The organism is Paranoxybacillus vitaminiphilus (genome assembly GCF_003259935.1).
Taxonomy (GTDB): Bacteria; Bacillota; Bacilli; order Bacillales; family Anoxybacillaceae; genus Paranoxybacillus; species Paranoxybacillus vitaminiphilus.
This window is the reverse complement of the sequence record NZ_QLMH01000004.1, coordinates 164,007-175,770: the sequence shown is the minus strand read 5'-3', so window position 1 is coordinate 175,770 and position 11,764 is coordinate 164,007. Positions and strand designations below refer to the sequence as shown.

At 42.1% G+C, this 11,764-nt stretch carries 11 protein-coding genes and 1 pseudogene; 11 read left to right on the top strand and 1 reads right to left on the bottom strand.

Going from position 1 to position 11,764, the window contains the following annotated elements:
- Positions 1–49 precede the first annotated feature (49 nt).
- The 11 genes and pseudogenes from B0I26_RS07360 (at position 50) to B0I26_RS07305 (ending at position 11,137) form a co-directional block, all read left to right on the top strand.
- Entirely contained in the window at positions 50–1,006 is a 957-nt protein-coding gene (locus B0I26_RS07360; RefSeq protein ID WP_111644807.1) for an aminoimidazole riboside kinase, read from the top strand.
- Positions 1,007–1,011: 5 nt separating this feature from the next.
- The gene (locus B0I26_RS07355; protein ID WP_111644806.1) at positions 1,012–2,457 is read left to right on the top strand and encodes a sucrose-6-phosphate hydrolase; all 1,446 of its coding nucleotides are present in this window, start codon (positions 1,012–1,014) and stop codon (positions 2,455–2,457) included.
- A 93-nt stretch (positions 2,458–2,550) separates the two neighbouring features.
- A complete protein-coding gene (locus tag B0I26_RS07350; RefSeq protein ID WP_111644805.1) occupies positions 2,551–4,170 on the top strand; it encodes a M20/M25/M40 family metallo-hydrolase in 1,620 nt (539 codons plus the stop codon).
- Between the two features lie 174 nt (positions 4,171–4,344).
- On the top strand, positions 4,345–5,544 hold the full coding sequence (locus B0I26_RS07345) for an MFS transporter (protein WP_111644804.1): 1,200 nt from the start codon (positions 4,345–4,347) through the stop codon (positions 5,542–5,544).
- 140 nt (positions 5,545–5,684) lie between these two features.
- Positions 5,685–6,614, top strand: coding sequence for a DMT family transporter (locus B0I26_RS07340; RefSeq protein WP_111644803.1), 930 nt, complete (start codon positions 5,685–5,687; stop codon positions 6,612–6,614).
- 387 nt (positions 6,615–7,001) lie between these two features.
- Positions 7,002–8,384: a glycine--tRNA ligase gene (locus B0I26_RS07335; RefSeq protein ID WP_111644802.1), complete on the top strand. Its 1,383-nt coding sequence runs from the start codon at positions 7,002–7,004 to the stop codon at positions 8,382–8,384.
- Positions 8,385–8,481: 97 nt separating this feature from the next.
- Positions 8,482–8,862 (top strand): annotated as a pseudogene (locus B0I26_RS07330) (YkvA family protein).
- A gap of 80 nt (positions 8,863–8,942) precedes the next feature.
- Positions 8,943–9,617, top strand: coding sequence for a uracil-DNA glycosylase (locus B0I26_RS07325; RefSeq protein WP_111644801.1), 675 nt, complete (start codon positions 8,943–8,945; stop codon positions 9,615–9,617).
- Positions 9,618–9,816: 199 nt separating this feature from the next.
- Positions 9,817–10,284 (top strand): ion channel, encoded by a 468-nt coding sequence (locus B0I26_RS07315; RefSeq protein WP_111644799.1) that lies wholly within the window; start codon positions 9,817–9,819, stop codon positions 10,282–10,284.
- A gap of 127 nt (positions 10,285–10,411) precedes the next feature.
- Positions 10,412–10,681, top strand: coding sequence for a YwdI family protein (locus B0I26_RS07310; RefSeq protein WP_111644798.1), 270 nt, complete (start codon positions 10,412–10,414; stop codon positions 10,679–10,681).
- Positions 10,682–10,765: 84 nt separating this feature from the next.
- Positions 10,766–11,137 carry a DUF423 domain-containing protein gene (locus B0I26_RS07305; RefSeq protein WP_111644797.1) on the top strand — a complete coding sequence of 124 codons (372 nt, stop codon included), beginning with the start codon at positions 10,766–10,768 and terminating at the stop codon, positions 11,135–11,137.
- A 108-nt stretch (positions 11,138–11,245) separates the two neighbouring features.
- Here B0I26_RS07305 and gerQ read toward each other — a convergent pair whose 3' ends face one another.
- Complete coding sequence (gene gerQ, locus B0I26_RS07300; RefSeq protein WP_111644796.1) at positions 11,246–11,761, bottom strand: spore coat protein GerQ; 516 nt, start codon at positions 11,759–11,761, stop codon at positions 11,246–11,248.
- Positions 11,762–11,764: the final 3 nt, after the last annotated feature.

Genomic DNA, 11,764 nt, shown 5'->3' with positions numbered 1-11,764 from the left:
TGTGAGGTTAGACATTTATGGGTCAGCCCCGATATTTTATCAAGGAGTGATGAGTGTGAAAAAGGGAGTTATTAGTTTAGGAGAAGCGTTAATTGATTTTATTCCGCTCGATGCTAACAATCTTGCTTATCAAAAAAGCCCTGGCGGCGCTCCGGCGAATGTAGCGGTCGGTGTCGCAAGGCTGGGGGCGAAATCAACGTTTCTTGGAAAAGTTGGCAATGACGTATTAGGGAAATTTTTAAAAGAGACGTTGAATCAATACGGCGTTAATACATCTCATATGTTGCTTACAGATGAAGCTCGTACAGGAGTTGTGTTTGTAACACTGGCGGAGAATGGAGAGCGCAGTTTTGATTTTTATATCAATCCGAGCGCCGACCGTTTTTTACGCGAGGACGAGCTGGAAGAATCTTTATTCTCCGAGAATAAAATTCTGCACTTCGGTTCGATTTCGTTGATTAGTGAACCGGCCAAAAGCGCAACGAAAAAAGCCGTTGCCCTCGCCAAAGAACATGGTATGTTCGTTTCCTATGACCCTAATCTTCGGCTTGGACTGTGGGAAAGTGAGCAGCAAGCGCGGGAAACCATCATCTCGATGCTTGCGGAGGCGGATATTTTAAAAATATCGGAAGAAGAGCTGAAGTTTATTACAGGTGAAAAGGAAATTGAAAACGGAATCAAAGCTTTAGCGCCGTACAGCATTCCGTTGATTTTCGTGACATTGGGAGCAGAAGGAAGCTATGTCTTTACAAATGAAGGCTCTGTTCATGTGCCGGCTTTAAAAGTAGAAGCGGTTGATACAACGGGAGCAGGCGATGCGTTCGTCTCTGGAGTGTTGTATTGCATGAATGAATATGCCGGAGAGCTCACCGCTTTGTCCTTGCAAGAAGCAGAGCAAATCGCCCGCTTTGCAAGCGTGTCGGGTGCGTTAGCCGCATCGACAAAAGGCGCGATGGCCGCATTGCCGACACTCGAACAAGTAAAGGAGATTTTAAGAAAAGGTTGAGGTCAATGGTATCAGAAAGAGAGCGTCAACTTATTGAGCAAGCTTACGCGGAAATTGATAAGCATAAGGAAACAGTGGAAAGCGATTATTACCGGTTAAAATATCATTTAATGCCACCCGTTGGCTTAATGAATGACCCGAACGGCTTTATCCATTGGAATGGAACGTATCACGTATTTTATCAATGGATGCCTTTTAAAACAGGACATGGCGCAAAGTTTTGGGGACATTATACATCTTCTGATTTAGTAAACTGGAAGCATGAAAAAATTGCCCTTGCGCCAAGTGAATGGTTTGAAAAAAACGGGTGTTATTCAGGAAGTGCGGTTGATAACGACGGGGTGTTAACACTTTTTTATACTGGCAACGTAAAGGACGAGAGCGGAAATCGCCAAACCTATCAATGTATGGCCGTCTCGGAAAATGGTGTTGATTTTACGAAAAAAGGCGTTGTCGTTGAACTTCCCGGCGGATATACAGCGCATTTTCGCGATCCGAAAGTATGGAAAAAAGATGATTGCTGGTACATGATTGTCGGTGCACAAAGTGAAAGTTTAGACGGCCAAGCCGTATTATTTCGCTCGAAAAATTTAATCGATTGGGAGCATCTTGGAGCGATTACTGGAGGAAATTCTAAGCAATTAGGGTATTTTGGCTATATGTGGGAATGTCCCGATCTGTTTGAATTGGATGGACAGGATGTGCTAATGGTTTGTCCCCAAGGCTTGAAAGCGGAAGGAATGCTGTATAATAACGTCTATCAATCCGGATATTTTGTCGGCCGCTTGAATTATGAAACGGCTGAATTTGTTCATGGTCCATTTACCGAGCTGGACCGCGGTTTTGAATTTTATGCACCGCAAACAACGCTTGATGCGAAAGGACGGCGTTTATTAATTGCCTGGATGGGTGTGCCTGATCAAGACGAGGACAAACATCCAACGATTGCGCATAAATGGATTCATGCTTTAACGTTGCCGCGGGAACTCAAGCTGATGGACGGAAAGCTCTATCAAAAGCCCGTTGAAGAATTGCAGCAATTGCGGAAAGATGAAGTGATGTATTCTGATGTCACAATCGTCAACGAAGAGATTGCACTCGAAGGGATCTGCGGGGATGTTGCTGAACTGAAAATCGGGCAAATTCGTCAATCAAAAGGGATATTTGAAATGAATATTCGAAATGTAGCGCGTTTAATTTATGATAGTCATGAACGAATCTTTACACTTGAACGCAAAAGTTTTGTTAACCAATTGACGGAAAAAAGACAATGTTATCTTGAAAAACTACATTCATTACACATTTTCTTAGATACTTCTTCCATTGAAGTCTTTATTAATGACGGTGAAGAAGTATTTACTGCAAGAATCTTTCCTTATCGGGAGAACCGTTTGATTACGTTTGCGGCAAACAGCCAGGTGCTTTTCAATATAGCAAAATGGAACTTATAGCAGCAGCAGTGTACATGATGTGTGCTGCTGTTTTTCTATTTTAATAATTGGTAAAATAATCAGAGAGTCTTTAAGAAAAAGCGGGGGAAGAAGATGAAATGGCAAACGACGCAACAGTTGAAGCAGCTGCTTTGTCAATTCGTGCAATGTCCAAGTGTAAGCGGATCGCAGGCGGAAGTGCTTTTGCCGCAATATATCGTTGAGCAATTAAGTACACTTGATTATTTCCGGGAAAATAAAGAACATTTGCAGCTAAATCCAACTGGCGATGGCCGTTATTTTGTAACTGCGCTTGTGAAAAAAAGCGAAGAAATTCGTGATACGATCGTTCTTATCAGCCATTTTGACGTTGTCGATGTTCAAGATTATGGAACGTGGAAAGAGATTGCTTTCTCTCCCGAGGAATTAACGAAACGTTTTTATGAAAATAAAGAAAGTATTCCAAAAGCGGTGCAGGCTGATTTAGAAACAGACGAATGGCTATTCGGGCGGGGCGTCATGGATATGAAATGCGGGCTTGTCTTACATATGTCGCTTATTGAGCAGGCATGCTCAGGCAAGTTTAACGGCAACTTGCTGCTTTTAACCGTGCCGGACGAAGAAGTAAACTCGGCCGGCATGCGTGCTGCTGTTCCTGTTTTACTGGAAATGGCCGAAAAATACAAGTTAAATTACAAGCTTGTCTTAAATTCTGAGCCAATGTTTCCCCGCTATCCGGGCGATCAAACGAATTATGTATACACGGGCTCCATTGGAAAGGTACTGCCGGGGTTCTATTGTTACGGCAAGGAAACACATGTTGGAGAGCCTTTAGCGGGATTAAACGGAAACTTCATGGCTGCGCAAATTATAAATGAGCTGGAATTAAATACCGATTTTTGCGAAGTGTTTAGTGGAGAAGTGAGTCCGCCACCGACCAATTTAATTCAGCTCGATTTAAAAGAAGAATATTCCGTGCAAATTCCGCATCGTGCTGTCACATTATTTAATTTATTTTTGCAGAAAAAATCAATGAACGAAGTAATCTCATCTTTGCTTGAGTTGGCAAAACGTTCAGCAAAGCTTATTGAGGAGCGTTATTATCATCAAGCTGTTCGCTTTGCACAGCTGGAGCGATCAACGCCGCAATCCCTTTCAATAAATGTATTTACATTTGCCGAATTAAGAGGCAAGGCAGTCGAAATGTTTGGACTTGAGAAAGTGGAACAGATAGAAAAAGGCGTTCTAAAGAATGAAAGCAATAAAGACGATCGGGAGCTGACGATTGAATTAGTTGATCAATTAGTGATTCTTTGCAAAGATTTAGCGCCAATGATTGTTTTATTTTTTGCTCCGCCTTATTATCCGGCAGTGAACTCAAGCGATGACCCAATGATTCAACGGATTGTCGGACAGCTGCAAGAATATGCTGAAAAGAAGCAAGGCGTTTCATTGCTTCAGCAGCATTATTTCGGCGGAATTTCTGATTTAAGCTATGTTGGCTTGCAGCAGCCGCTTTCTTCCTTGCAATTGCTTACAGACAATATGCCTATGTGGAATCGGGGCTATGACCTGCCGCTTGATGCCCTTAAGAAGTTGAATGTGCCTGTATTAAACATCGGTCCCTTGGGACGCGATGCCCATAAATGGACGGAGCGGCTGAACGTTCCTTTCGCGTTTGAGACGGTAAAAGATTTATTAGGGTATACCATTAAAAAAATATTTGAAGAATAAGAGGGATGACCGATAAATGTCTGTCTCCAACATATTGATTACTCAACATTGCACGCTTGGTAGTTATGGAGGACGACGTTTTAGGTCGGCCTCTTTTTTCTTTGCTTTCTGTTGCCTATGCACATATAATAGTGTAAAGAAAAATCTTTACATCTGTAAATTAAGGGGGTTGTCATGAGTCAACAGCAGATGATTTCAAAACGAAAATTGTTAGGAATTGCCGGTCTTGGCTGGTTGTTTGATGCGATGGATGTAGGGATGCTCTCCTTTATCATTGCTGCATTGCAAAAGGATTGGAATTTGACGGTCGAGCAAATGGGCTGGATCGGCAGTGTAAATTCCATCGGCATGGCCGTTGGTGCGCTTGTTTTTGGTCTTCTTGCTGACCGCATCGGGCGGAAAAATGTCTTTATTATTACGCTTTTGCTTTTTTCGGTTGGCAGCGGATTATCCGCATTTACAACGACATTAACCGTTTTTTTAATTTTGCGCTTTTTGATTGGCGCAGGGTTAGGCGGAGAACTGCCGGTTGCCTCAACGCTTGTATCGGAAAGCGTCCCGGCGAAAGAGCGCGGCAAGGTGGTTGTTTTGCTTGAAAGCTTCTGGGCAGGCGGCTGGCTGTTAGCAGCGTTGATTTCTTATTTTGTCATTCCAAAGTACGGCTGGGAAACGGCGCTGATTTTAGGAGCGCTTCCGGCCTTTTACGCTCTTTACCTTCGCTGGAATTTGCCTGACTCTCCGCGGTTTACAAGCGCTAAGAAAGAAGGAACAGCCCTTGGAAATATCATCAAAGTTTGGTCTTCCGCTTATGCCAAACAAACGGCGATGCTTTGGATTCTTTGGTTTTGCGTTGTCTTCTCTTATTACGGAATGTTTTTATGGCTGCCAAGCGTGATGGTCATGAAAGGATTCAGCTTAATTAAAAGCTTTGAATACGTACTCATTATGACGCTTGCGCAATTGCCGGGATATTTTAGCGCAGCATGGCTCATTGAGCGCATGGGCAGAAAATTTGTTCTTATTACTTATTTAATGGGAACAGCCCTTAGTGCTTATTTCTTTGGCAATGCTGAATCAGCCAGTCTGTTAATGATATTTGGAATTCTTTTATCATTTTTCAACTTAGGAGCTTGGGGTGCGCTGTATGCGTATACCCCTGAACAATACCCGACGTCCATTCGCGGTACGGGTGCGGGAATGGCGGCGGCATTTGGACGAATCGGCGGCATTCTTGGTCCGCTGCTCGTCGGCTACCTTGTTGCGCAAAAGACTTCGATGACAACGATTTTTGCGATTTTTTGCATAGCGATTTTTATCGGTGCATTGGCTGTCCTTGTTTTAGGCAAAGAAACGAAGCAGCAGGAGTTGGCATAAGACAGTAATCGGTTGACAAAAAAGGGAAGAAGCTATAATTTTGATACTATGGCTTCTTCCCTTTTATTTTTTGCTTATGTGCTGCACGAAAGCTTCCTTGACTTACATTAGTGATAATGATATCGAAAGAGGTTGAAGCGATGTCGAAACTATCAACATATATTGCTCTTATATTCGTGATGGTTATTTGGGGAGGAAATGTTGTTGCCGTTAAAATATTAGTAAATGCTTTTGCGCCAATAACAATTACAGCTCTCCGCATTTTTACAGCTTCGTTAGTTGTTTTTCTTGTTTTGTTGGCGACAAAAGGAATGAGGAATTTAACAAAAAAAGAAATGGGGGCGATTTTTGCGGCAAGTCTATTCAATGTTGTTGGTCATCATTTCTTTTTAGCAATCGGGTTAACGAAAACAACCGCTTCGAATGCCGGCATCATTTTAGGTCTTTCTCCTCTGATCACCGCGGTGTTGGCAATGTTGTTTTTAGGAGATCGATTTAGCCTGTTAAAATTCAGCGGTATTTTTTTCGGATTTATCGGCGTTGTTTTTATCGTTTTGCACGGTTCAACGGCGATCGGCGGCATTTCCTTTGGCGATTTATCCATTTTTTTATCTGTATTATCGCAAGGGATTAGCTTTATTTTAATTAAAAAAATGGCGCATGCTGTTGACACGCGGCTGTTAACGGGTTGGATGCTTTTGTCCGGTTCCGTTGTTTTATTTTTCATCAGCCTGTTCAGCGAGCCTCAAGGGTTATCGACATTAACACAAGGTGAATTAACAGCGTGGCTTGTATTTTTTGCTTCCGCTATATTTGCCACTGGTCTTGGTCATATGATTTACAATAAGGCGATTCATCGAATTGGGGCGGCGGAATCAGCCATCTTTATTAATTTATCGCCGTTCTTTTCATTACTAGCGTCTTATTTATTTTTAGACGAAATGATTCATTTAGCGCAAATATTCGGTTTTGTACTGATTGTGATCGGGGTTATTTTAGCCTCAGGAGCTGCTGCAGATAAAGCGATGAGGCTTACGGTTCACCGCAATAAAGTAAATTGCGGCAAGTGATAAAAATAAACGGAACGACATTGACTATTATGTTTTCCTTTTGTATGATAAATACTAAAAATATGAATATGTTAGTAACGATGAAGGATCGATAGTAGTTGATCCCTCTCTTCTTTTAGCGAGCCGGGGACGGTGGAAGCCCGGTGAAGACGGTCAACGAAACGGCAGTCCGGAGTTGCTTTTCTCTAAAAGTGGATGAGGCTGGCCAAAAGTGTCTGACCCGACTACATAGCGTTAGACGATAACACTATATATTATGGAGGTCACGCAATTGGATCAGCCCCATCAACTAGGGTGGAACCGCGGGAGTTACGCTCTCGTCCCTAGGCATAAAGCCTAGCGGCGGGAGCGTTTTTATTTTCAGAAGAAATGAAGGAGGAAAAGAAAATGTCAGTGACAATGGAGCAAATTGTTGCTCATGCGAAGCATCGCGGCTTTATTTTCCCGGGATCGGAAATTTATGGAGGTCTCGCAAATACATGGGATTACGGTCCATTGGGTACGGAATTAAAAAACAATATTAAGCGTGCATGGTGGAAAAAATTCGTTCAAGAGTCACCTTACAATGTCGGTTTAGACGCAGCGATTTTAATGAATCCAAAAACGTGGGAAGCATCCGGCCACTTAGGCAATTTTAACGATCCGATGATTGATTGTAAAAGTTGTAAAGCACGTCATCGTGCCGATAAATTAATTGAAAACGCATTGGAAGCAAAGGGCATTGAAATGGTCGTTGACGGTCTCCCATTTGAAAAAATGGAAGAGCTCATTAAAGAGCATAACATTGTTTGTCCAGAGTGCGGCAGCAGCGATTTCACAAACATTCGCCAATTTAACTTAATGTTTAAAACATTCCAAGGTGTAACGGAATCAAGCGCAAACGAGATTTACCTTCGTCCGGAAACGGCGCAGGGCATTTTTGTCAACTTTAAAAACGTGCAGCGCACAATGCGGAAAAAGCTCCCATTCGGTATCGCGCAAATTGGTAAAAGCTTCCGAAATGAAATTACGCCTGGTAACTTTACGTTCCGTACACGCGAATTCGAACAAATGGAGCTTGAGTTTTTCTGCAAGCCTGGCGAGGAATTAAAATGGTTTGACTACTGGAAGCAATTCTGCGAGCAGTGGCTGCTGTCGCTCGGCATTAAGAGTGAAAATATCCGCCTGCGCGACCATTCCAAGGAAGAGTTGTCACACTACAGCAATGCAACAACAGATATTGAATACAAGTTCCCGTTCGGTTGGGGCGAGCTATGGGGTATTGCATCCCGTACAGATTACGACTTAAAGCAGCATATGGAACATTCAGGCGAGGACTTTAACTACATTGATCAAGAAACAAATGAGCGCTACATTCCTTACTGCATTGAGCCGTCACTTGGCGCAGACCGCGTCACACTCGCATTCATGATCGATTCATATGAGGAAGAACAATTAGAAGACGGCACCACTCGTACAGTGATGCGCTTGCATCCAGCGCTTGCGCCTTACAAAGCGGCCGTTTTACCGTTGTCGAAAAAGCTTTCGGAAGAAGCGCGCAAAATCTTTGAAGACTTATCAAAATATTTTATGGTTGACTATGATGAGTCTGGCTCGATCGGTAAACGTTACCGCCGTCAAGATGAAATTGGTACGCCATTCTGCATCACTTACGACTTTGATTCCCAAGAAGACAACATGGTAACAGTACGTGACCGCGACACAATGGAACAAACGCGCGTGCCAATTTCTGAGTTAAAGAGCTTTCTTGAAGAAAAAATTCAATTTTAATAAAAAACGGTGCAGTGATTTTTCTGCACCGTTTTATTTGTTTCATATTTTCGGTAAAATAGTGAAAAAACATCATTTCGTAATAGGGAGAAGAATAATAGTAGAAAAATGGAAGAAGCGGGCGAGGGAATTAAAAAAGAATTATTCATTTTGTATTTGTCGTACAAAGACCCTCGTGTTTCTTGGGTGTTACGATTATTTACGTTATGTGTCGTCGCCTATGCATTTAGCCCGATTGATTTGATTCCCGATTTTATCCCTGTCTTAGGGTATATGGATGACCTTGTTCTCATTCCTTTTGGGCTCTGTTTAGCCTTGAAGTGGCTTCCGAAAGAGGTAGTTGAAGACAATCGCATGAAAGCAAGCGAATTGGAAAAAGAAAGGGAAGCCAAAAAACTGGATTGCCGGCATACTGATTATTTTACTTTACATTGCCATTGTTGTTTGGCTGTTTCAACGAATCCTAAGTCGCCGGTAAAGAGAGAATTTATTTATAGAGACATTGTGAATGTGGTACATTAATGATGAATTTTACTTTATACAACGGGAGTTTTGCATATGGCCATTTTGAAAAATGATTGGGCACCATTATTGGAAGAAGAGTTTACGAAACCATATTATTTAAAGTTACGAGAGTTTTTAAAAGAAGAATATCGGACAAGAACGATTTATCCAGATATGTATGATATTTTTAACGCGCTTCATTATACTCCTTATGCGAATGTGAAGGTCGTCGTTTTAGGGCAGGATCCGTACCACGGTCCCGGGCAGGCGCATGGATTAAGCTTTTCCGTTAAGCCGGGCGTTCCTTTGCCGCCTTCACTGCTAAACATTTTTAAGGAATTACAAGATGATTTAGGGTGCTATATACCGAATAACGGATATCTTGTTAAGTGGGCGGAACAAGGCGTACTTTTACTAAACACGGTTTTAACAGTGAGACGAGGCGAGGCGAACTCGCATAAAGGAAAAGGATGGGAACATTTCACCGACCGTGTCATTGAACTCGTCAATGCAAAAACCGAACCAGTTGTCTTTATTTTATGGGGAAGACACGCCCAAGCAAAAAAAGAGCTCATTACAAATCCGCATCATTACATGATCGAAGCGCCTCACCCGAGTCCATTTTCTGCAGCACGCGGCTTTTTTGGCAGCCGTCCGTTTTCAAAAACGAACGAGTTTTTGAAACAAGTCGGACGTGAACCAATTGATTGGCAAATTGAGAACATATGAGGGGGGAACATGCAAAACAAACGAATGAATTGCTATCAGTGCAAACATTTTTATGTCACATGGGATCCGATGTTTCCAAGAGGCTGTCGCGCTTTTGCGTTTAAAAGCGCAAGCTTACCTTCTATTGTTGTATTTCAATCATCTGGTCAGCCATGCATGAAGTTTGAACAAAAACAAAAAAAATAATGGGGAATTAGCAATGAGATCGTCGAGATCGCTAGTTGTCGCAGTGACTGCGATGTTGATTTCCGTGATGATTGGCACGGTTGGATTTATTTTTTCCGAGCAGATGTCTTTTTTTGAAGCATTATGGTTAACCGTCATTACTATTTTCACGGTTGGTTATGGTGATACGGTTCCGGAAACGCCATTAGGAAGATTATTTGCTTTAATCATTGTTCCGGTTGGAATCGGTATTGTCACCTATGCCACAGGTGCTGTTACATCAATGATGATTGAAGGGGAGTTTTCGAAAAAAGTACGGAGGCGGCAAATGGATAAAAAAATTCGCTCGCTGGAAAACCATATTATTATTTGCGGTTTAGGGCGGGTTGGTGAACAAGTATTAGGCGAGCTTTTAAGAAATAAAAAAGATGTTGTCATTGTTTTAGGAACAAAAGAACAAATGGCGCTGTTTGAGAAAGAAGCGGTTTTGCAAATGAGATGAAAAAGCAGCAGTTTCATCAGGAAGCCTTCCTTTATTTGTTTTTTTCCTTATCAAAATTAAACATTTACAGTTTTCATTTAGGTTGCCATTAAATCACCCAAAAACGAAAGATGGGAGTGAAAACGTTTTGGATATACCTGTTACAACGGTTTTTGCAAAAATGGCCAAAGAGATTCATGAGGCTCAGTTGTGCCATAACATGCAACAAATTCGTGAACATGCTGCTGTTATTCGGGCGCTTTGCGACCTGATACTTGATGAGCGGCCAAACGAGGAGCAAACCGCCAATACGATGCTAAATCATCAACTTGTAAAGCCGATACAGCCATTTTCCGCAAGCAATGAGCGGATTGAGATAGGGGACGATGCAAACGGTCCTTCCTTGTTTGATTTTTAAGATATAGAAATATTTTCTTTTCGAAAATAATGTTTTAATATAGAGATAGCGCTTTTACATAAACATAAAAGGGGAAAGAGGTCAATGAAAATATTTTTATTATTGGGGGCTGTTAATGCCTTTTTAGCAGTGGCACTGGGTGCTTTCGGTGCGCATGGTCTAGAGGGGAAAATCCCTGAAAAATATTTAGAGACATGGAAAACCGGTGTCAACTACCAAATGTTCCATACATTAGGATTGTTTGTCGTTGCGTTTTTAGCGGATAAACTGCCAAATGTTGGGCTTGTCACATCAGCAGGATGGGTGATGCTGGCAGGAATCATTCTCTTTTCTGGCAGCCTTTATGTTTTAAGCATTACCCAAGTTAAAATACTAGGAGCCATTACCCCATTTGGTGGAATTGCTTTTTTGGCAGCATGGCTTATTCTTGGATATGTAGCGGTTAAATATTTGTAAAAAGTTGCAGAGGCTGTCCTATAAATTGTCTGACTTCATGATCATTCCATTATAATCGTTCATTTATATGAGATCTGACACTTTGCTTTTAGGACAGCCTCGTTTTTGTTAACGAGGAGAGTATGTGCTAAATCCGGGGCCTCCGCCTGCATATGGATATTCATAGGCGATTGGTTCATCAAATGTAATATAGTCTACATAAATCATCGGTAGAAGATAGCGCATTCCGGTTTGTGGGTCGCTTAAAATGACATGATCACGCCCTGCTGCTTCAATGACCCCTCTAAATATTTTCGCATTCCATTCACGATTGTTTTCAAATGTTGCATAGACAGTCGCAATCTTGCCTTTATTTAAGCGCAAAATGTTTTCAATATAAGATTCTTCAAGTGGGAGCATGCCTGGAATTGGCTGGCTGACCGTTGTTGGTGCTTGCGTCGGCATGGCGAAAGTAGGTGTTTGTAGTCCGAATCCGGTTGGTTGGGCAGGTGGTTGTTGGTAGTATGGGTATGCCGTTGTGTAATACGGCTGTGAAAGCATGTAGCCATACGGGTATGGATTATAACCTTGCTGGCGTTCGTCGCCGTGAGAGTGATCTAAAGAATCATATTGATTTTTAGTCATAGG

Excerpts from the sequence above, each read along its gene's own strand:
- B0I26_RS07325 (WP_111644801.1), top strand. The coding sequence starts at position 8,943 with ATGGCCATTTTGAAAAATGATTGGGCACCATTATTGGAAGAAGAGTTT.
- B0I26_RS07340 (WP_111644803.1), top strand. The coding sequence starts at position 5,685 with ATGTCGAAACTATCAACATATATTGCTCTTATATTCGTGATGGTTATT.
- B0I26_RS07355 (WP_111644806.1), top strand. The coding sequence starts at position 1,012 with ATGGTATCAGAAAGAGAGCGTCAACTTATTGAGCAAGCTTACGCGGAA.
- B0I26_RS07315 (WP_111644799.1), top strand. The coding sequence starts at position 9,817 with ATGAGATCGTCGAGATCGCTAGTTGTCGCAGTGACTGCGATGTTGATT.
- B0I26_RS07335 (WP_111644802.1), top strand. The coding sequence starts at position 7,002 with ATGTCAGTGACAATGGAGCAAATTGTTGCTCATGCGAAGCATCGCGGC.
- B0I26_RS07305 (WP_111644797.1), top strand. The coding sequence starts at position 10,766 with ATGAAAATATTTTTATTATTGGGGGCTGTTAATGCCTTTTTAGCAGTG.
- gerQ (WP_111644796.1), bottom strand. The coding sequence starts at position 11,761 with ATGACTAAAAATCAATATGATTCTTTAGATCACTCTCACGGCGACGAA.
- B0I26_RS07360 (WP_111644807.1), top strand. The coding sequence starts at position 50 with ATGAGTGTGAAAAAGGGAGTTATTAGTTTAGGAGAAGCGTTAATTGAT.
- B0I26_RS07350 (WP_111644805.1), top strand. The coding sequence starts at position 2,551 with ATGAAATGGCAAACGACGCAACAGTTGAAGCAGCTGCTTTGTCAATTC.
- B0I26_RS07345 (WP_111644804.1), top strand. The coding sequence starts at position 4,345 with ATGAGTCAACAGCAGATGATTTCAAAACGAAAATTGTTAGGAATTGCC.